The organism is Roseomonas rosulenta (assembly GCF_016106005.1).
GTDB classification, from domain to species: Bacteria; Pseudomonadota; Alphaproteobacteria; order Acetobacterales; family Acetobacteraceae; genus Neoroseomonas; species Neoroseomonas rosulenta.
This window is the reverse complement of the sequence record NZ_JACADR010000002.1, coordinates 1-20514: the sequence shown is the minus strand read 5'-3', so window position 1 is coordinate 20514 and position 20514 is coordinate 1. Positions and strand designations below refer to the sequence as shown.

Here is a 20514-nt window from a genome sequence, read left to right as displayed (position 1 = left end):
CTCAGCGCCCCAGATAGACTTCGATGACGCGCGGGTCGCCCTGCACCTGGTCGATCGGGCCTTCCGACAGCACCGTGCCCTCGTGCAGCACCGTGACCTTGCGGCCGAGCGCGCGGACGAATTCCAGGTCGTGCTCCACCACCACGACGGATCGCGTGCCGGCGATGCGGCGCAGCAGGGCGGCGGTGTGCTCGGTCTCCTGGTCCGTCATGCCGGCGACGGGTTCGTCCACCAGCAGCAGTTGCGGGTCCTGCATCAGCAGCATGCCGATCTCGAGCCACTGGCGCTGGCCGTGGGAGAGGATGCCGGCGAGGTCCTGCGCGCCGGCGGTCAGGCCGATCTCGGACAGCGTCTCGTCGATCTTCTCATGCGCTTCCGTGCCCAGGCGCCAATGCAGCGCGGCGAGCGTGCCGCGCGGGGCCTTCAGCGCGAGCTCCAGGTTCTCGAACACCGTCAGCGCATCGAAGACCGTGGGCTTCTGGAACTTCCGCCCGATGCCGAGATTGGCGATGGACGCCTCGTCCATGCGCGTGAGGTCGTGATCGCCGAAGCGCACCGTGCCGGCGGTGGGGCGCGTCTTGCCGGTGATCACGTCCATCATGGTGGTCTTGCCCGCGCCGTTCGGGCCGATGACGGCGCGCATCTCGCCCGGCTCGACGATCAGCGAGAGGTTGTTCAGCGCGCGGAAGCCATCGAAGACCACCGACACGCCATCGAGGTAGAGGCTGTTGCCCTTCATCCGCCGCGCCTCCGCAGCAGCCCGACCAGGCCCTTGGGCAGGAACAGCGTGACCGCGACGAACAATCCGCCCAGCACGAAGGGCCAGAAATCCGGCGCGAAGGAGGTCAGCCAGGTCTTGACGGCATTGACCGAGAAGGCGCCGAGCAGCGCGCCGCCCAGCGTGCCGCGCCCGCCGACGGCGACCCAGATCACGGCCTCGATCGAATTGCCCGGGCTGAACTCGCCCGGATTGATGATGCCGACCAGCGGCACGTAGAGCGCGCCCGCCAGGCCGGAGATCATGGCGGAAAGAACAAAGACGAACAGCTTGTAGGAGGTCACGTTGTAGCCGAGGAATCTCACCCGGCTCTCGGCATCGCGCACCGCCACCAGCACGCGCCCGAGCTTCGACTTCACCACATAGGCGCAGATGAGAAGACACAGCGCGAGCGACACCAGCGCCGCATAGAACAGCCCCGCCCGCGCCGCGCGTGTGTTGAGCGGCACGCCCAGCAGGTCCTTGAAGTCGGTGAAGCCGTTGTTGCCCCCGAAGCCCATGTCATTGCGGAAGAAGGCCAGCATCAGCGCATAGGTCATGGCCTGCGTGATGATCGAGAAATAGACGCCGGTGATGCGGCTGCGGAAAGCGAGCCAGCCGACCAACCCCGCCAGCGCACCAGGCACCAGCAGCGCCATCGCCATGGCGAAGGGGAAGTTGTCGAAGCCGAGCCAGTACCAGGGCAGTTCCGGATAGCCGAGGAACACCATGAAGTCCGGGAGCACGGGGTGACCATAGACGCCGCGGTCGCCGATGCGACGCATCAGGTGCATGCCCATGGCATAGCCGCCCAGCGCGAAGAAGGCGCCGTGGCCGAGGCTGAGGATGCCGGCGTATCCCCAGGCGATGTCGATGGCGAGTGCGAGGATCGCGTAGCAGATCCACTTGCCGACGATCGAGACGATGAAGTCGGACACGTGCAGCGCATGTGTATCCGGCAGTCCGTTGAGCACGGGCACCAGCGCCAGCAGCAGTAGCGCCGCACCCAGCGCCGCCGTCGTGTAGGGCCGGCGGCGTGGCGCCATGGGCGCCGTCTCAGCCACCGCGCTCACGAATCCGCCGCCCGGCCCTTGAGGGCGAAGAGCCCCTTCGGACGCCGCTGGATGAACAGCATGATGCCGACCAGCACCGCGACCTTCGCCAGCACCGCCCCGGCGTAGGGTTCCAGCACCTTGTTGACGATGCCGAGCGTGAAGGCGCCGACGAGCGTGCCCGCCAGCGAGCCCACGCCGCCGAACACCACCACCATGAAGCTGTCCACGATGTAGCCGGTGCCGAGGTTGGGCGACACATTGTCGATCTGCGACAGCGCCACCCCGGCCATGCCGGCAATGCCTGATCCGAAGGCAAAGGTCAGCGCATCCACGCGCCCGGTGCGGATACCCATGGTGGCGGCGATGCGCCGGTTCTGCACCACCGCGCGCATCTCGAGCCCGAAGCGGGTGAAGCGGATGGCAGCCATCACCAGCAGGAGCACGGCGATGCCGAAGACGATGATCCATAGCCGGTTCTGGGTGACCATCACGCCGCCCGGCAGGGTCAGCGTGCCCTGCATCCAGGACGGGCTCAGCACTTCGCGGTTCTGCGCGCCGAAGGCGATGCGCACCGCCTGCTGGATCATCATGCCGACGCCGAAGGTCATCAGCAGCGTCTCGAGCGGGCGGCCATACAGGTGCCGGATCAACCCGCGCTCCATGATGGCGCCGACCGCGGCTGCCACCAGGAAGGCGGCGGGCACCGAGAGCGGCAGCGACCACGGCAGCAGCCACGGGATGTCACGACACGCCTGCTGAACCAGGAAGGTGGTGTAGGCCCCGAGCATGACGAACTCGCCATGCGCCATGTTGATCACGCCCATGACGCCGAAGGTCACCGCCAGGCCCAGTGCCGCCAGCAGCAGCACGGAGCCGAGCGAGAGGCCCTGGAACAGGGTTTCAGCCGCGCGGCGCAGTGCCAGGGTGCGGTCGATGGACGCGACGGCGGCGGCGATCTCGTCCGAGAGCGCCGGGTTCGCAGCGCGCGATTCCAGCAGGATGCTGCGCGCGGTGTCGCTGCCATTGGCCGCCAGCCCCGCGATCGCCGCGCGCTTCACGTCCGGATTGTCCGCGGCCAGGCGCGAGGCAGCCAGCGCCAGTTCGATCTGTGCGCGGATGCGCGGCACCGTCTCGCGCGCCAGGGCGGTCTCGAGGATCGGGATGTCGGACGCGCTGCGGCTGCGCAGCACGCCCTGCACGGCGGTGAGGCGCGCCTCGGGGTCGTTCGCGACGATCTGCAGCCGCCCCAGCGCCACCCGCAGGGCCGCGCGGACACGGTTGTTGATGCGCACCGTCTCGGCCCCGGCAGGATCGGCGGCGGTGCCGCTCACGGCCTCGACCGCCTGGCCCGGCACGGACTGGATCAGCAGGGATCCGTCGGCGCGACGCAGAAGGCGCCCATCCGAAAGGGCCTGGAGCACCGGCAGCGCACGCGGATCCCCCGCGGCGCCCAGTTCCTCGGCTGCAGCGGCCTGTTCGCCGAAGCCCGCACCGAGGCGCGGCAGGTTCGCCAGGAAAGCATCCTGAGCACGCGCCGGCAGCGCCGCGGCAAGCACCAGGAGCAGGGCGAGAAGAACCTTCATGGGCGGGAGGCGCGGCGCCGGGGGCCCCGGACGCCGCGCGTTCCATCAGCCGCGGCGACGCGCGGCGTTCTCGGGAATGAAGGGCGACCAGTTCTCGGCCACGATCGCCGTCGGCGTCTTCCAGACGATGTTGAACTGCCCGTCCGCCTGGATCTCGCCGATCATCACCGGCTTGGACAGGTGGTGGTTGCGGTGCATCTCCTCGGTGTAGCCGGCGGGGGCTTCCACCTTCTGGCCGTACATCGCCTCGCGCACCGCATCGACCGCGGTGGAGCCGGCCTGGGCCACGGCCTGGGTCCACATCTTGAAGCCCGTATAGGTGGCTTCCATCGGGTCGTTGGTGACCCGGCGCGGATTGCGGATGAAGGCGCGCCACATGTTCAGGAACTCGGTGTTCGCCGGCGACTGCACCGACATGAAGTAGTTCCAGGCCGCCAGGTGGCCGACCAGTGGGCGCGTGTCGATGCCCGCCAGTTCCTCCTCGCCGACCGAGAAGGCGACCGAGGGGATGTCCTCCGCCTTGATGCCCTGATTGCCCAGTTCGCGGTAGAAGGGAACGTTGGCGTCGCCGTTGATGGTCGAGACGATGGCGGTCTTCTTGCCTTCGCCGGCGAAGCGCTTCACGCGCGCCACGATCCCCTGCCAGTCGGAATGGCCGAAGGGCGTGTATTCCTCCATGATGTCGGCATCGGGGATGCCCTTGGAGTTGAGGAAGGCGCGCAGGATGCGGTTGGTGGTGCGCGGATAGACGTAGTCGGTGCCCAGCAGCGCGATGCGCTTGGCCTCGCCGCCATCGGCGCTCATCAGGTACTCGACCGCCGGGATCGCCTGCTGGTTCGGCGCCGCGCCCGTGTAGAACACGTTGCGCGACTGTTCCTCACCCTCGTACTGCACGGGGTAGAACAGGAGGCCGTTCAGTTCCTCGAAGACCGGCAGCACCGACTTGCGCGAGACCGAGGTCCAGCAGCCGAAGGTCACATCGACGCGGTGCACCTGCAGCAGCTCGCGCGCCTTCTCGGCGAACAGCGGCCAGTTGGAGGCGGGATCGACCACCACGGCTTCAACACGCCGGCCGAGCAGGCCGCCGCGGCCGTTGATCCATTCGACCATCATCAGCACGGTGTCGCGCAGCGCGGTCTCGCTGATCGCCATGGTGCCCGACAGCGAGTGCAGCACGCCCACCTTGATCGGTGCGCCCTGGCCGAAGGCCGGTCGCAGCGCGGGGGCGGCGAGGGCGGCGCCGGCGCCGAGCAGGGCGACGCGCCGGCCGATCCGGGTGATGGGGGTGTTGCTCATGCAGATCCTCCTGACCGGATCGGCACCCCGGGCAGGAACATCGGGCGGACCCTCCGCCGACGCCCATCCCGGGGTCGATCCGCCTCGGGGGTGAGCGAGAAGCGTGCCAAGGGCAGGCTGCATGCGGCGCAACACGCGATCAGGCAGCCGCTCTCACGGCCCGCCGCGCACGCGGGGGCAATTTGCGAGCGCCCGGGCCGCGCGGGTGACGGCACGAACCGCATGGCGCGTGCTGGTCGGAGATGGATCGCCTGTCATCCGTGCGAGCGGGGCGCCCAGCCACTGTGCAGGTGGTGCATGCTTCCTGCTCTTCCCGCCCTGTCGCTGCGCAGATTTGCAATGCCGCCGCCCCATGCGACGCTCATGGCGATGACCGCCTCACGACCAGCCGCCCCGGCACACCAGCGCGCCCGCGGCGGGGCCGAACTGCATTTCCGGCGCAGCGGCGCCGCGACCCGCATCGCGCATCTGTTCCAGGCCTCGCCGGCGCGCATCCTGTTTCCCACGCCCGATCCGGGCGAGGCGCCGCTCGCGGCGCTGGTCAATACCGCGGGTGGTCTGGCCGGCGGGGATTCGCTGCGCTTCGACCTGCGGCTCGGGCCCGGTGCGGTCGCGACGCTGTCCACGCCGGCGGCGGAGAAGGTCTATCGCAGCCTCGGCCCGGCCACGCGCATCGACGTGGAGATGGAGGTCGGCGCCGGTGCCACGCTCGAATGGCTGCCGCAGGAGACGATCCTGTTCGACGGCGCGCGGCTGGAACGGCGCATCGCCGTCTCGCTCGCGCCCGATGCGCGGCTCCTGTTCGCCGAGATGCTGGTGTTCGGGCGGCGCGCGCGCGGGGAGGTGATGCAGGGTGGCCTGCTGCGCGACGCCTGGCGGCTCAGCCGCGGCGGCGCTCTGGTCTGGGCGGATGGGCTGGCGCTGGCGGAGGACCTGGCGGAACGGCGCGCCGACCGCTTCGGCTTCGGCGGGGCCGAGGCGATGGCGAGCCTGGTGCTGGCCGCGCCGGAACCGCTCACGCCGCTGCGCGACGCGCTGCGCGAGGCGGGCGCTGCCGCAAGCCTGATCCGCCCTGGCCTGCTGCTCGCGCGCTGGCTGGGCGATGCGGTGGCGCTGCGCGACGCGCTCGGCGCGGCGATCTGCCTGCTGCGGGCGCGGGCGCTGGGCCAGCCGGCGCGGCTGCCGCGGCTGTGGACGAGTTGAGCGCGAGGCGGCCATGATGCGCGGAAGCCATGCAGGGGTGTGGAGCGTGACGAGATGAACCTGACGCCTCGGGAGAAGGACAAGCTGTTGGTGGCGATGGCGGCGATCGTCGCGCGCCGCCGGCTCGAGCGCGGGTTGCGGCTGAACCATCCGGAGGCGGTGGCGCTGATCACCGACTTCGTGGTGGAGGGCGCGCGCGACGGGCGCTCGGTCGCCGAACTGATGCGCGACGGCGCCAAGGTGATCAGCCGCGACCACGTGATGGACGGCATCGCCGAGATGATCCACGAGATCCAGGTCGAGGCGACCTTCCCGGACGGCACGAAGCTCGTGACGGTGCACGAGCCGATCCGCGATGCGGATCCGGTGGCGAAGGCGCGCGCGACGCGCGCGAAGCCGGCCACGAGGGCGAAGGCCGCGCCGAAGGCGAAACCCAAGGCCGCCGCGAAGGCCAAGACATCGGCCAAGGCCAAGCCACCTGCCAGGACGAAGCCCAAGCCGGCCGCCAAGCGCAAGCCCGCCACCCGCGCCAAGGGAGCCCGCCGATGATCCCGGGAGAGATCCTGCCCGCCGCCGGCGAGATCGAGCTCAACGCCGGGCGCGCCGCGATCGAGCTCGAGGTCGCGAACACAGGCGATCGCCCCGTGCAGGTCGGCAGCCACTACCACTTCGCCGAGACCAACCCGCTGCTGCGCTTCGACCGCGCCGTCGCGCGCGGGCGCCGGCTCGACATCGCCGCCGGCACGGCGGTGCGCTTCGAACCCGGGCAGACGCGCCGCGTGCGCCTGGTGGAGTTCTCCGGCGCGCGGATCGTGCACGGCTTCCGCGGCGAGACGGAAGGAGCGCTGTAATGGCCACCCGCATCTCCCGCGCCGCCTATGCCGGCATGTACGGCCCGACCACGGGCGACCGCGTGCGCCTCGCGGACACCGACATCGTCATCGAGGTGGAGCGCGACCTCACCACCTATGGCGAGGAGGTGAAGTTCGGCGGCGGCAAGGTGATCCGCGACGGCATGGGCCAGTCGCAGGTGACGCGCGCCGATGGCGCGATGGACACCGTCATCACCAATGCGCTGATCCTCGATGCGGTGCAGGGCGTGCTGAAGGCGGATGTCGGGCTGCGCGACGGGCGAATCGCCGCGATCGGCAAGGCCGGCAACCCGGACACACAGCCCGGTGTGACCATCGTCATCGGTCCGGGCACTGAGATCATCGCCGGCGAGGGGCGCATCCTGACTGCCGGCGGCATCGACCCGCATATCCACTTCATCTGCCCGCAGCAGATCGAGGAGGCGCTGGCCTCGGGCGTGACCTCGATGTTCGGCGGCGGCACCGGGCCGGCGCATGGCACGCTCGCAACCACCTGCACGCCCGGCCCCTGGCACATGATGCGCATGCTGCAGGCGGCCGAATCCTTCCCGATGAATCTCGGCTTCCTCGGTAAGGGCAATGCCGCGCTGCCTGCCGCGCTGGAGGAACAGATCCGCGCCGGCGCCTGCGGCCTCAAGCTGCACGAGGACTGGGGCACCACGCCCAAGGCCATCGACACCTGCCTGTCGGTGGCGGATGCCATGGACATCCAGGTCGCGATCCACACCGACACGCTGAACGAATCCGGCTTCGTCGAGGAGACCATCAAGGCGATCCGCGGCCGCGTGCTGCAGGCCTTCCACACGGAAGGCGCGGGTGGCGGCCACGCGCCGGACATCCTGCGCCTGGTGGGCGAGGGCAACATCCTCCCGTCCTCGACCAACCCCACCATGCCCTACACGGTGAACACGGTGGACGAGCATCTCGACATGCTCATGGTCTGCCATCACCTCGACCCGCGCATCGCCGAGGACGTGGCCTTCGCCGAGAGCCGCATCCGCAAGGAGACCATCGCGGCCGAGGATATCCTGCACGACATCGGCGCCATCAGCATGATGTCCTCCGACAGCCAGGCGATGGGGCGCGTGGGCGAGGTGATCATCCGCACCTGGCAGACCGCCCACAAGATGAAGGCGCAGCGCGGGCGGCTGCCGGAGGAGCGCGGGGACAACGACAATGTCCGGGCGAAGCGCTACATCGCGAAGTACACGATCAACCCGGCGATCTCGCAGGGTGTCGCGCAGCATGTCGGCAGCGTCGAGGTCGGCAAGCTCGCCGACCTGGTGCTCTGGACGCCGGCCTTCTTCGGCGTGAAGCCGGACATGGTGGTGAAGGGCGGGTCGATCGCCATGTCGCTTATGGGCGACCCGAACGCGTCCATCCCCACGCCGCAGCCGGTGCATTACCGGCCGATGTTCGGGGCCTTCGGTGCGGCGCGCCGGGCCAGCGCCATCACCTTCGTCTCCCAGGCGGCGATGGAGGAGGATATCGCGGGGCGGCTCGGCCTGACGCGCCCGCTGGCGGCCGTGCGCAACTGCCGCGGCGGGATCGGCAAGCACGCGATGCTGCACAACGGCGCACTGCCGCGCATCGAGGTCGATCCCGAGACCTACGAGGTGCGCGCCGATGGTATCCTGCTGGTGTGCGAACCGGCGAAGGTGCTGCCCATGGCGCAGCGGTACTTCCTGTTCTGAGGATCTCGATGGACAACGAAAGCACCCCACGCGCCACCGAGGTCCTGCGCGCCGGCACCTGGCCCGAGGCGGAGGCGCGCGACAGCGTGCTGGTGGATTTCGACGACCGGCACCGGCGCCGCAGGCTCTACACGGGGCAGGGGGGGCTCGCCTTCCTGCTCGACCTGCCGGAGGCGACGGTATTGCGCGATGGCGACGGGCTGGCGCTGGCGACCGGCGGCTATGTGCGCGTGCGCGCCGCGCCGGAACCGCTGGTGGAGATCACGGCGTCCACGCGCGAACACCTGGCGCGCCTCGCCTGGCATCTCGGCAACCGGCATTTGCCGACGCAGATTGAGGGCGAGCGCCTGCTGATCCGCGACGATCATGTGATCGTGCACATGCTGGAAGGGCTGGGTGCCACGCTGCGCAAGGTGGACGCGCCCTTCGACCCGGAGGGCGGCGCCTATGGCGAGCACAATCGCCACCCTGGCCATCACCACCACCATCACGGCGACCACGACCATCACCACGACCACGACCACCACCAGCACTGAGGCGCTGTACCGGCTGCTGGCCTGGCTCTCGCCGGCCTATCCGGTGGGCGCCTATACCTACAGCCACGGGCTCGAGACGGCGGTCGAGGACGGCGCGGTGCGCAACCGCGAGGAACTGGTCGCCTACGTAACCGCAGCCTTGCGTGACGGCGCGGGGCGCGTCGATGGCGCGCTGCTGGCGGCCGCGCATCGCGCCATGGCGAAGGGGCGCGCGAAGGTGCTGGACGAGGTTGCGGTGCTGGGCGCCGCCTGGCGCGGCACGGCGGAGACCGCGCTGGAAGCGGAGGCACAGGGCACCGCCTTCGTGAATGTCACGCTCGCCGCCTGGCCGGAGCCGCGCCTCGCCGCCTTCGCCGCGCGGCATCCGCGACGCATCGCGCATGCCGTCGCTTTCGGTGCGGCGGCGGCGGCGCATGGCGTGGCCTTGCCCGATGCGGCCTTCGGGTATCTGTCCGCCTTCGCGGCGAACCTGGTCTCGGCCGGCGTGCGGCTGGTGCCGCTTGGGCAGACCGATGGGCAGATGGCGACGGCGGCGCTGCTGCCGGTGGTCTCGGCCGCGGCGCAGGCGGCGCTGGCCGCGGATCTCGACACGCTGGGCACCTCCAGCCCCGCGCTCGACCTGTTCTCCCTGCGTCATGAGACGCAATACACGAGGCTGTTCAGATCATGAGCACATCGCGCAACGGCCCTTTCCGCGTGGGCATCGGCGGGCCGGTCGGCTCGGGCAAGACGGCGCTGACCGAACGGCTCTGCAAGCATCTGCGAGAGAGCCACGACATCGCCGTCATCACCAACGACATCTATACCAAGGAGGATGCGGAGTTCCTCACGCGCGCTGGCGCGCTCTCGCCCGAGCGCATCGCCGGTGTCGAGACCGGTGGCTGCCCGCACACCGCGATCCGCGAGGATGCCTCGATCAACCTCGCCGCCGTGCACGACATGACGGAGAAGTTCCCGGGGCTCGAGGTGCTGTTCATCGAGAGCGGCGGTGACAACCTGGCCGCCACCTTCAGCCCCGAGCTCGCGGACCTGACGATCTACGTCATCGACGTGAGCGCGGGAGACAAGATCCCGCGCAAGGGCGGGCCGGGCATCACGCGGTCGGACCTGCTGGTGATCAACAAGATCGACCTCGCGCCGCTGGTGGGTGCGGACCTGTCGGTGATGGACCGTGATTCGCGCCGCATGCGCGGGCAGCGCCCCTTCGTCTTCACCAACCTCAAGGAGAACAAGGGCGTGGCGGAGATCGCGGAGTTCGTGCTGCGCCAGGGCGGCATCGCGGCATGAGCACGCCCCGGCATGCCGTCATCCTCGGCATGGGGCTGATGGGCTGCGACATCGCGGCGATCTTCCTCGCCGGCGGATGGCGCGTCAGTGCGGTCGAGACGAACCGGGCGCGATGGCCGGAGGCCGAGGCACGGGTCCGCGCCTCGATCGGGCAGCTCGATGGCAATCCCGACGATGTCGCGCGCCTTGCAATGCTCGATGCGATGGAGGCGCCGGACTACGACTCGGCCGAGATCGTCGTGGAGGCCGTGCCCGAGAGGCTCGCGCTGAAGCAGGAGGTCTTCGCGCGGCTCGATACGCTGGTGCCGGCGCATGTCCCGGTGGTGTCGAACGCCTCGGGCTATCGCATCACCGACATTGCCGGCGGGATCGCCACGCGTGCGCGCTGCGCCAACCTGCACTTCTTCCTGCCCGCCCACCTGGTCCCCGGCGTCGAGGTGGTGCAGGGCGAATACACCGACCCCGCCGTATGCGACGCCGTCGCTGCCATCATGGACGGGCTTGGCCGCAAGGTGATCCGTGTCGCGCGCGACGTGCCGGGCTTCCTCGCGAACCGCATCCAGCACGCGCTGATGCGCGAGGCCTTCGCAGTGATCGACCAGGGACTCGCGACCGCCGAGGATGTCGACAACGCGGTGCGCTACTGCTTCGGCTTCCGCTACCTCGCGGCCGGACCGATCCTGCAGAAGGAACTGGCGGGGCTCGAGACGCAGCTCGAGGCCGGGCGCACCATCTACCCCTCGCTGTGCAACAGCCCCGATCCGAGCCCGACTCTTGCGCGGCTGGTGGCGGAGAACCGCCTCGGCCCCAAGACCGGCCGCGGCTTCCGCGACTGGCCGCCCGAGGTGACCGCGCGCGAACGCGAGCGCTACGAGCGCGCGCTTCTCGCGACGGTGCGCATGATGCGGGAGCATGGCTGACGCGCAACCAAAGGTTGCGCCGCGTTACGGCGCGAATCTCCGCATTGCCGCCATCGCCACCTTGGTGCAGGCTTCCTCCCAAGCCGTTCGACGGCGGGGAGTGACGAACAGGAATGACACCGGCGCTGGCACAGCCGCCGTCCCCTGAATGCAAGAAGGCTTCGGTCGCGTGACCGATGGCGCGCTCCCCGTGTTGCGGCATCCAGCCCCAGGGAGGTCGCACGCGTGAAGCCGACGGACATCTCGTCCCCGGACTACTTCCACAAGGTGGTCGATTGCCAATGGGCCTGCCCGGCGCATACGCCGGTGCCGGAATACATCCGCATGATCGCGGCCGGGCGCTACGCCGACGCCTATATGGTGAACTGGCAGTCCAACGTCTTTCCGGGGATCCTCGGGCGCACCTGCGACCGGCCCTGCGAGCCCGCCTGCCGGCGCGGCCGCGTCGAGGAAGAACCCGTCGCGATCTGCCGCCTGAAGCGCGTCGCGGCCGACAACAAGGGCGACGTGTCGCACCGCATGCCGGCAATCCCGGCGCAGGGGAATGGCAAGCGCATCGCCTGCGTGGGCGCCGGCCCTGCGAGCCTGACGGTGGCGCGCGACCTCGCGCCGCTTGGCTACGAGGTGCATGTCTTCGACAGCCAGGCCAAGGCCGGCGGCTTCATCCGCCAGCAGATCCCGCGCTTCCGCCTGCCGGAGGAAGTGATCGACGAGGAATGCGGCTACATCCTCGACCGCGGCGGCGTGGTCAGCCACCTGAACCGCCGCGTGGACAGCCTGAAGGCGCTGCTGGCCGAGGGCTACGACGCGGTCTTCGTCGGCTCCGGCGCGCCGCGCGGGCGAGAGCTCGACGTGCCCGGCCGCGCGGAGGCGGCGGCGCATATCCATCTCGGCATCGACTGGCTGGCCTCGGTCTCCTTTGGCCATGTGAAGGAGGTCGCCAAGCGCGTGATCGTGCTGGGCGGCGGCAATACCGCGATGGATTGCTGCCGCTCCGCCCGTCGCCTCGGCGGCGAGGAGGTGAAGGTCATTGTCCGCTCCGGCTTCGAGGAAATGAAGGCGTCCCCCTGGGAGAAGGAGGACGCGATGAACGAGGGCATCCCGATCCTCAACTTCCTCGTGCCCAAGCAGGTGCTGCACGACAATGGCCGACTGACCGGCATGGTCTTCGAGAAGGTCGCCGCGCAATTCGACGACAAGGGTCGCCGCCAGCTGCTCCCGACCGGCGAGCCGGACGTGACGATCGAATGCGACGAGGTTCTGGTCGCGATCGGGCAGGAGAACGCCTTTCCCTGGATCGAGCGCGACGCCGGCGTCGAGTTCGACCGCTGGGGGCTGCCGAAGCTCGACCAGGCCACGCTGCAATCGACCAATCCGCGCGTCTTCTTCGGCGGCGATGCGGCCTTCGGGCCGAAGAACATCATCTGGGCGGTCGCGCATGGGCATGAGGCGGCGGTGTCGATCGACATCTTCTGCCAGGGCGGCGATGTGGCGACGCGGCCCTCGCCCGAGGTGCGCATCGCCAGCCAGAAGATGGGCATCCACGAATGGGCCTATGACAACGCGGTCTCGCCCGACCTGCGCTACAAGGTGCCGCATATCCCGCCCGAGAAGGCGCTGCGCGACATCACCGTGGAGGTCGAGCTCGGCTTCGACCGGGAGATGGCCTATCTCGAGACGCAGCGCTGCCTGAACTGCGACGTGCAGACCGTGTTCAGCGCCAAGGCCTGCATCGAATGCGACGCCTGCGTGGACATCTGCCCGACCGACTGCATCACCTTCACCGAGAATGGCGACGAGGACGAGCTGCGCACGCGCCTCAAGGCGCCGGCCGTCAACCTCTACCAGGACCTGTACGTGCAGGACGGTCTCAAGACCGGGCGCGTCATGGTGAAGGACGAGGATGTCTGCCTGCACTGCGGCATGTGCGCCGAGCGCTGCCCGACCGGTGCCTGGGACATGCAGAAGTTCCTGCTCGAGACCGCGAAGCCGAAGGCGCACGCATGCCACAGCCGATAACCGCGACGAACGACTTCGTCGTCAAGTTTGCCAACGTCAACGGGTCCGGTTCTGCCTCCGCCAACGGGCTCTTCGCCAGATCCATCCTGCGGATGGGCATCCCCATCGCGTCGCGCAACATCTTCCCCTCGAACATCCAGGGCCTGCCCACCTGGTTCGAGGTGCGGGTGAGCGAGGCCGGCCAAATGGGCCGGCGCGGCGGCGTGGACATGATGGTCGCGATGAACCCGCAGACCTGGGACCGCGACGTGGCCGAGATCGAGCCCGGCGGCTACCTGTTCTACGATTCGACGCGCCCCATGCCGAAGTCGCGCTTCCGCGACGACATCACGGTCATCGGCGTGCCGCTCACCGAGATCACCAATGCCGCCTATTCCGACCCGCGGCAGCGGCAGCTGTTCAAGAACATCGTCTATCTCGGCGCGCTGTCGGCGCTGCTCGACATGGAGGTGGAGGCGGTGCAGCAGGCCATCGCCGCGCAGTTCAAGGGCAAGGAGAAGCTGGTGCCGGCGAATTTCGCGGCACTCGAGAAGGGCCGCGCCTGGGCACAGGAGAACCTCGCCTGCCCGATCGGCCTGACGCTGAAGCGCGCGGATGCGGTGGGCGACCGGATCTTCGTCGAGGGCAATGCCGCGGCGGCATTGGGCGCGGTCTATGGCGGGGCGACGGTCTGCGCCTGGTATCCCATTACGCCCTCGACTTCGCTCGCCGAGGCCTTCGAGAAATACTGCGGTAAGCTGCGCAAGGACCCGGCGACGGGGGCCAAGCGCTACGCCATCGTCCAGGCCGAAGATGAACTCGCCTCCATCGGCATGGTGATCGGCGCCTCCTGGAACGGCGCGCGCGCCTTCACCGCCACCTCTGGCCCCGGGATCTCCCTGATGCAGGAATTCGTGGGCCTCGCCTATTTCGCCGAGATCCCCGCGGTGATCTTCGACGTGCAGCGCGCCGGGCCGTCGACCGGCATGCCGACGCGCACGCAGCAATCCGACCTGCTCAGCGCCGCCTATGCCAGCCACGGCGACACCAAGCACGTGCTGCTGCTGCCCGAGGACCCGACCGAGTGCTTCGAGTTCGGCGCCACGGCCTTCGACCTGGCGGACCGGCTGCAGACGCCGATCTTCGTCATGCTCGACCTCGACATCGGCATGAACGACTGGCTCTGTGAGCCGTTCAAGTGGGACCCGAACCGCCGCATGGATCGCGGCAAGGTGCTCGATGCCGCGGCCCTGGACGAAGCCAAGACCTTCGGCCGCTATCTCGACGTGGATGGCGACGGCATCCCGTATCGCACCTGGCCCGGCACGCATCCGGAGAAGGGCGCCTTCTTCACGCGCGGCACCTCGCGCGACCGCTACGCGCGCTATACCGAGGAAGGCGCGCCATACGTCGACAACATGGAACGCCTGCTGAAGAAGTTCGGCACCGCGAAGTCGATCGTGCCGCGTCCGGTCATGATCCCGGCGAGGCAGCCGGCGCGCGATGGCGTCATCTTCTACGGATCCTCCTCGGCCGCGATGCGCGAGGCGCTGGCGGCGCTCGAGGCGGATGGCATCCAGCTCGACGCGATGCGCATCCGCGCCTTCCCCTTCCACCAGGACGTGGCCGACTTCGTCGCGGCGCATGAGCGCGTCTTCGTCGTCGAGCAGAACCGCGACGCGCAGCTGCGCACCCTGCTGGTGAACGAGGAACAGATCGACCCGGCGCGGCTGGTTCCCGTGCTGCATTTCGACGGCACGCCGATCACCGCGCGCTTCATCCACGCCGCCATCGCCAATCGCGCCGCGGCGGCCAACATCCTGCCCTTCCGCAAGGCCACGCCATGAGCTACCTGCCGAAGCCCAAGCTGCATCACCCGAAGCTGCCGACCAACGCGATCGGCCTGACGCGCCGCGACTACGAGGGCGCGATCAGCACGCTCTGCGCCGGCTGCGGGCATGATTCGATCAGCGCTGCTATCATCCAGGCCTGCTTCAACCTTTCACTGCCGCCGCACCGCATCGCCAAGCTGTCGGGCATCGGATGCTCGTCCAAGACGCCGACCTATTTCCTCGGCAATGCGCACGGGTTCAATTCCGTGCATGGGCGCATGCCATCGGTGTTGACCGGGGCGTATCTCGCAAACCGCGACCTGGTCTACCTGGGCGTATCGGGCGATGGCGACAGTGCGTCGATCGGCTTCGGGCAGTTCGCGCATTCCATCCGGCGCGGCGTGAACATGTGCTACATCGTCGAGAACAACGGCGTGTACGGCCTCACCAAGGGCCAGTTCTCCGCCACCTCCGACTGGGGGTCGGTGGCGAAGAAGGGGGCGATCAACACCGACCAGCCGATCGACCTCGCGGCCATTGCGGTGCAGCTCGGCGCGACGTTCGTCGCGCGGTCCTTCTCGGGCGACAAGGAACAGCTCGTGCCGCTGATCGAGGCCGCGCTGGTCCATGACGGCGCCGCCTTCATCGACGTGCTCAGCCCCTGCGTGGCCTTCAACAACCACCCGGGCAGCACGAAGTCCTACGACTACGTGCGCGAGCACAACGAGGCGCTGAACAAGCTCGACATCATGCTCCGCCGCGACGAGATCACCGTGCAATACGCGCCCGGCGAGGTGACGGAGGTGACGCAGCACGACGGCACCACGCTGCGCCTGCGCAAGCTGCACGAGGGGCACGACCCGACCAACCGCGCCTCCGCCATGCACCACATCCTGGAGCGCAAGGCAGCGGGAGAGATCGTCACCGGCCTGATCTACGTGGACCCCGAGCCCTCGGCGCTGCACGAGCACCTGGGGACCATGGCTGGGCCGCTGAACGCGCTCGGCGATGCCGATCTCTGTCCCGGCGTACCGGCGCTCGAGGCGATCAACGCCTCCCTGCGCTGATCCTGGCGCCATGGCCCGGCGCATCGCCCTGTTCCGCGACCGGCGGGCGGCGGGGGAGCGCCTCGTCCCCCTGCTGCGGTCGCTCGGCCTGAACGCACCCATCGTCTATGGTTTGCTGCGCGGCGGGGCGGCGGTGGCCGCGCCGGTCGCAGAGGCGCTGCGCGCACCGCTGCAGCCCTTCCTGGTGCGCAAGCTCGGCGTGCCGTGGCAACCGGAGCTCGCCTTCGGCGCGCTGGCCGAGGGCGAGGACCAGCCCGTGCTGAACCACGGCATCGTGCGCGCCTTCGGGCTCGACGCCGAGGCGATCACCCGCGTGCAGGCCGAACAGGCGCAGGAGCTGGCGCGCCGCCAGGCGGTCTATCTGCGCGGACGGTCGCGCCCCGATCCGCGCGGGCGCGCGGCGATCCTGGTCGATGATGGGCTCGCCACCGGCGCCTCGGCCCGCGCCGCGCTGCGCGCGCTGCGCCGGCAGGGGGCCGCGCCACTGGTGCTGGCCATCCCCGTCGCCCCGCAGGACAGCATCGACGAACTGGCACCCGAGGCCGACCGGATCGTCTGCGCCGAGATCTGTCCGATCCCGCGCGGCATCGGCGGCTGCTACGAGGATTTCCACCAACTCGACGACGACGAGGTGCTGGCGCTGCTGCAAGCCGGCCGAGGGGAAGCGACGCCATGACCGGCATCCCCGCCACCGGCATGCCGGCCGATGCCGTCCTCGCCGCGCTGCTTGACCGCAAGCAGGGCGACCGCGACTGGCGGCGCGGCCGGCTCGCCGTGTATTTCTACTGGCTCGACGAGGAGCTGGAGCGCGTCCAGCAGCAGGCCTACCTGGCCTACTGGACCGAGAACAACCTCGGTCAGCGCGCCTTCCCCAGCCTGAAGTCGCTTGAGGACGAGGTCATCGCCATGGCGCTCTCGCTGCTCGGCGGCGGGGAGCGGGCAGGGGGCACCTTCACCTCGGGCGGGTCGGAGAGCATCTTCCTCGCCATGATGGCGGCGCGGAACCGCGCGCGCACGCAGCGCGGCGTGGCGCGGCCCAACATCGTGCTGCCGAACTCCGCGCATCTCACCTTCGACCGCGCGGCGGAAGCCCTCGGCATGGAGGCGCGGCGCGTGCCGATCGGCGCCGACCTGCGCGCCGATGTCGCGGCGATGGAAGCGCGGATGGATGCGGAGACCGTCGCGCTGGTCGGCTCCGCGCCGAACTATCCCTTCGGCACCTTCGACCCGATCGCCGACATCGCCGCGCTGGCGGCGCGAAGCGGCGCCTGGATGCATGTCGATGCCTGCGTGGGCGCGTTCCTCGCCCCCTATGTGCGCCGCCTGGGCCACGACATCCCGCCCTTCGAGCTGAATGTGCCGGGTGTCACGTCGATGTCGGCCGACATCCACAAGCACGGCATGGCGCCAAAGGGGGCTTCGCTACTGCTGGTGGCGGATGCCGCCGATCGCGAATGGCACAAGTTCGAAAGCTGCGCCTGGCAGCGCGGGCCCTATGCCGCCTACACGACGCAGGGCACGCGCCCGGGCGGCGCGGTGGCCGCGGCCTGGGCGGCGATGAACCACCTCGGCGAGGAGGGCTACCTGCGCTGCGCGCGTCTGATCATGGAGGCCAAGGCCATCATGACCGCCGGCATCGCCGCCATACCGGGCCTCGGGATCCTGGCGCCGAGCGACCTCGGCATCTTCGTCTGGCGTGCGACAGACCCGGCGCTCGACATCGCCAAGGTCGCCGCCGCACTGGACGCCGAGGGCTGGCTGGTCGGCCGCCAGCAGGAACCGGACGGCATCCACCTGCACCTCAACCCGATCCATCGCGAGGTGGCGGGCGAATACGTGGAGGCTGTGGCGCGAGCCGTGTCGGCCGCGCGCGGCGGACAGACCGGGCGTATCGGCGCCAACGAACGAACCTACTGACCGCTCGCCCCGGCATCGGGAATTGCGTCGCCGCGCAGCGGCTCGGCATCGTCGATCACCAGAAGCCCTTCCGGCTTCAGGACGGCCTTCAGCCGCGCCAGCGCCCGCCGGCCCGCATCCGGGTATCGGCCATCGAGTGCGCCGACGCGCATCGCGAAGGCGAGGTCGAAGGGCGCATCGCCCGGGTCGGGCCGGAAATCCTCGATGGCGCAGTGACGGAAGGCGAGCCGGCCGCTGGCGATCTCGCGCGCAGACCCTGCCATGGCGATGCTGATCGCGCGCGCCGAACGGTCGATGGCAAGGACGCGGCCATGGCCGATCCGATCAGCCACGGCGCGCGCGGCGACACCCGGCCCGCAGCCGATCTCGAGCACATGCAGGCCAGGCCGGAGCGGCAGCCTTTCGACGAAATCCGCGATCCGCTTCGAGATCACGCCCGGCATCTCGCGTCAGAGGAACTTGTCGACGACATCGGTGGAGGAACGAGCTCCGATCGCATCGAAATGCGCATCGAGGAACTCCTCCGCCTTCGCCGCGCCCAGCGCGCGTAGGTGGCGAAGGAAGCCCATGCTGGCGTTCAGCTTCGACGATGCGTTCAGCGCCGCCAGCTCCGCCTCGGCGTCGATGGTGTGGATGAAGCAGCGCAGGTGCTTCTCCTTCGGCAACTGCCCCTGGTCGATCAGGTCGGTCACGAAGCGGATCATCCGCATCTCGCGCATCAGGGATGAATTGAAGGCGAGCGTGTTCATCCGGTCCACGATGGCGCGGATGTCGCGCGGCACCTCGGGGATGTTCACCGGGTTGAGCTGTACGATCAGGATGTCCGGCGCGCCGCCCATGTAGATCAGCGGGAAGATCGGCGGGTTGCCGCAATAGCCGCCGTCCCAGTAGTGCTCGCCGCCGACCTCGACCGCCTGGTGCAGCAGCGGCACGCAGGCAGAGGCCATCACCGCCGCCGCGCTCATCTCCGCGCGGTCGAAGACGCGCAGCCGCCCGGTCAGCACGTTGGTCGCGCAGACGAACATCGCGGGGCCGGCGGCGGCGCGCAGGCGCGCGAAATCCACCACCGCCTCGATGTGCTCGTGCAGCGGGTTCACGTTCGCCGGGTTGAACTCGTAGGGAGAGAACTGCCGCTGCAGCACGTCGGCGATCCGCCAGGCCGGCGAGAAATCCATGTTCCCCGGGCTGAACATCAGGTCGAGCGGCGTGGGCTGCACAGGCGAGAAGGCGGCGATGTTGCCGATGCCCTCCCAGAACACGTCGAGGCGCCGCTGCGCCTCGGCCGGGCCGCCGGCGATCAGCCCGTCGACCAGCACGGCGGCATTCATCGCCCCCGCGCTGGTGCCCACCACGGCCTCGATCTCGATGCGCTCATCCGCCAGCAGGCGCTCCAGCACGCCCCAGGTGAAGGCGCCATGCGATCCGCCGCCCTGCAGCGCCAGCTTGATCCGCTTGCGGTTCGCCTGCGCCATCGCCGTCCTACTTGCTGTCGAGCCGCGTCACCGGTGACCAGCCGGTCGGCGGTTCCTCGGGGAAGCGCGTGAGGCGCGCGGCATAGGCCGCCACCAGCGGGTCCTGCGCCGGGTCGCCGGCCTCGCGCAGGGCAGCGCGCGCGGCGGCGAACTGCCCGGCACGGAAGCGACGGATCGCCTCGCCCCAGGCCGGCAGGCGCACGACCAGCCCGCGGTCGGCGACCAGCGGCGCGTCCTTCGCGTCGGCGGCGACCGACAGGCCCACCAGCTCATGCACTTCGACCGGATCCTGCGTGCCCTTCGCGAGCACCAGGTCCACCGGGCGGAACACGAAGCCGCTGCCCGCGCCGATGCGCGTCGCCTCGCTCACCAGGATCTGCGTGCCGTACATCTTGTTCATGCCCTCGAGCCGCGAGGCGAGGTTCACCATCGACCCGATCGCCGTGTAGGCCATGCGGTCGGAGGACCCGACATTGCCCACCACCGCATCGCCGGTGTGGATGCCGAAGCGCGTGTGCAGCCGTGGCCAGCCGCGCGCGGCGAATTCCTCCTCGAGGCGCAGCGTCAGCGCGCGCGCGTGAAGGGCCGCGCGGCAGCCGTGCAGCGCGTGGGCGAGGTCGCGCTTCGGCGCGTTCCAGATCGCCATCACCGCATCGCCGATATACTTGTCGATGGTCGCGTGGTGCTCCAGCAGGTCGTCGGTCAGCGACTGGAAATAGGCGGAGGTGATGCGCATCAGCTCCTCCGGGTCCATGTGCTCGGCGATGCTGGTGAAGCCCTGCACGTCGGAGAACATCACCGTCAGGCGCCGGCGCTCGCCACCGAGTTCCGCCTCCGCGCCCTCGGCCATCAGCTTGCGCACCAAGTCGCGCGGCACATAGACGCTGAACAGCCGCAGCGCGGACTTCATCGCGCCCATCGTCTCGCCCAGCGCCGCCACCTCGGCCGTGCCGCCCGGGGGCGCGAGCGGCGCCGCGAGGTCGAGCCGGCGGATCGCCTCGGCCTCGCGGCCCAGCCGACGCAGC

Annotated in this window: 19 protein-coding genes and 1 pseudogene; 13 read left to right on the top strand and 7 right to left on the bottom strand. The window is 69.7% G+C overall.

The features are described from left to right. Window position 1: 1 nt before the first annotated feature. Genes urtD through urtA form a run of 4 tightly spaced genes read right to left on the bottom strand, consistent with a single transcriptional unit; the run spans window position 2 to window position 4691 of the window. Window positions 2–739 (bottom strand): urea ABC transporter ATP-binding protein UrtD, encoded by a 738-nt coding sequence (gene urtD, locus HW578_RS00650; RefSeq protein ID WP_198368557.1) that lies wholly within the window; start codon window positions 737–739, stop codon window positions 2–4. Further along, complete coding sequence (urtC, locus tag HW578_RS00645) at window positions 736–1803, bottom strand: urea ABC transporter permease subunit UrtC (RefSeq protein ID WP_198368556.1); 1068 nt, start codon at window positions 1801–1803, stop codon at window positions 736–738. The genes urtD and urtC overlap by 4 nt, the downstream gene beginning before the upstream one ends. A gap of 23 nt (window positions 1804–1826) precedes the next feature. Further along, on the bottom strand, window positions 1827–3395 hold the full coding sequence (gene urtB / locus HW578_RS00640) for an urea ABC transporter permease subunit UrtB (RefSeq protein WP_198368555.1): 1569 nt from the start codon (window positions 3393–3395) through the stop codon (window positions 1827–1829). A gap of 45 nt (window positions 3396–3440) precedes the next feature. Further along, entirely contained in the window at window positions 3441–4691 is a 1251-nt protein-coding gene (gene urtA / locus HW578_RS00635; protein WP_198368554.1) for an urea ABC transporter substrate-binding protein, read from the bottom strand. 363 nt (window positions 4692–5054) lie between these two features. Between urtA and HW578_RS00630 the strand changes: the two genes are divergently transcribed. From HW578_RS00630 to HW578_RS00570, 13 genes and pseudogenes are all read left to right on the top strand, one after another. Beyond that, on the top strand, window positions 5055–5894 hold the full coding sequence (locus HW578_RS00630; RefSeq protein ID WP_232478400.1) for an urease accessory protein UreD: 840 nt from the start codon (window positions 5055–5057) through the stop codon (window positions 5892–5894). A 54-nt stretch (window positions 5895–5948) separates the two neighbouring features. Next, window positions 5949–6248 (top strand): annotated as a pseudogene (locus HW578_RS00625) (urease subunit gamma); the annotation flags it as partial. A 191-nt stretch (window positions 6249–6439) separates the two neighbouring features. Continuing rightward, complete coding sequence (locus HW578_RS00620; protein WP_198368553.1) at window positions 6440–6745, top strand: urease subunit beta; 306 nt, start codon at window positions 6440–6442, stop codon at window positions 6743–6745. After that, window positions 6745–8460 (top strand): urease subunit alpha, encoded by a 1716-nt coding sequence (gene ureC, locus HW578_RS00615; RefSeq protein ID WP_198368552.1) that lies wholly within the window; start codon window positions 6745–6747, stop codon window positions 8458–8460. Before HW578_RS00620 ends, ureC begins: the two co-directional genes overlap by 1 nt. Before the next feature lie 8 nt (window positions 8461–8468). Then, entirely contained in the window at window positions 8469–8996 is a 528-nt protein-coding gene (locus HW578_RS00610; protein WP_198368551.1) for an urease accessory protein UreE, read from the top strand. Further along, on the top strand, window positions 8908–9666 hold the full coding sequence (locus HW578_RS00605) for an urease accessory protein UreF (RefSeq protein ID WP_198368550.1): 759 nt from the start codon (window positions 8908–8910) through the stop codon (window positions 9664–9666). Before HW578_RS00610 ends, HW578_RS00605 begins: the two co-directional genes overlap by 89 nt. After that, complete coding sequence (gene ureG / locus HW578_RS00600; protein ID WP_198368549.1) at window positions 9663–10283, top strand: urease accessory protein UreG; 621 nt, start codon at window positions 9663–9665, stop codon at window positions 10281–10283. Before HW578_RS00605 ends, ureG begins: the two co-directional genes overlap by 4 nt. Further along, window positions 10280–11203, top strand: coding sequence for a 3-hydroxyacyl-CoA dehydrogenase NAD-binding domain-containing protein (locus HW578_RS00595; protein ID WP_198368548.1), 924 nt, complete (start codon window positions 10280–10282; stop codon window positions 11201–11203). The genes ureG and HW578_RS00595 overlap by 4 nt, the downstream gene beginning before the upstream one ends. Window positions 11204–11428: 225 nt before the next feature. Further along, a complete protein-coding gene (locus tag HW578_RS00590) occupies window positions 11429–13222 on the top strand; it encodes an FAD-dependent oxidoreductase (RefSeq protein WP_198368547.1) in 1794 nt (597 codons plus the stop codon). After that, entirely contained in the window at window positions 13207–15048 is a 1842-nt protein-coding gene (locus tag HW578_RS00585; protein ID WP_198368546.1) for a 2-oxoacid:acceptor oxidoreductase subunit alpha, read from the top strand. Before HW578_RS00590 ends, HW578_RS00585 begins: the two co-directional genes overlap by 16 nt. After that, complete coding sequence (locus tag HW578_RS00580) at window positions 15045–16100, top strand: 2-oxoacid:ferredoxin oxidoreductase subunit beta (RefSeq protein WP_198368545.1); 1056 nt, start codon at window positions 15045–15047, stop codon at window positions 16098–16100. The genes HW578_RS00585 and HW578_RS00580 overlap by 4 nt, the downstream gene beginning before the upstream one ends. A 10-nt stretch (window positions 16101–16110) precedes the next feature. Next, window positions 16111–16776 carry a phosphoribosyltransferase gene (locus tag HW578_RS00575; protein WP_198368544.1) on the top strand — a complete coding sequence of 222 codons (666 nt, stop codon included), beginning with the start codon at window positions 16111–16113 and terminating at the stop codon, window positions 16774–16776. After that, the gene (locus HW578_RS00570; RefSeq protein ID WP_198368543.1) at window positions 16773–18017 is read left to right on the top strand and encodes a pyridoxal phosphate-dependent decarboxylase family protein; all 1245 of its coding nucleotides are present in this window, start codon (window positions 16773–16775) and stop codon (window positions 18015–18017) included. Before HW578_RS00575 ends, HW578_RS00570 begins: the two co-directional genes overlap by 4 nt. Here HW578_RS00570 and HW578_RS00565 read toward each other — a convergent pair. From HW578_RS00565 to HW578_RS00555, 3 genes are all read right to left on the bottom strand, one after another. Beyond that, complete coding sequence (locus HW578_RS00565; protein ID WP_198368542.1) at window positions 18011–18460, bottom strand: SAM-dependent methyltransferase; 450 nt, start codon at window positions 18458–18460, stop codon at window positions 18011–18013. The two genes, HW578_RS00570 and HW578_RS00565, sit on opposite strands and share 7 nt — an antisense overlap. Window positions 18461–18466: 6 nt before the next feature. Next, the gene (locus HW578_RS00560) at window positions 18467–19489 is read right to left on the bottom strand and encodes a patatin-like phospholipase family protein (protein ID WP_198368541.1); all 1023 of its coding nucleotides are present in this window, start codon (window positions 19487–19489) and stop codon (window positions 18467–18469) included. 7 nt (window positions 19490–19496) lie between these two features. Then, a partial coding sequence (locus HW578_RS00555; protein ID WP_198368540.1) for an adenylate/guanylate cyclase domain-containing protein occupies window positions 19497–20514 on the bottom strand: 1018 nt, incomplete at its 5' end.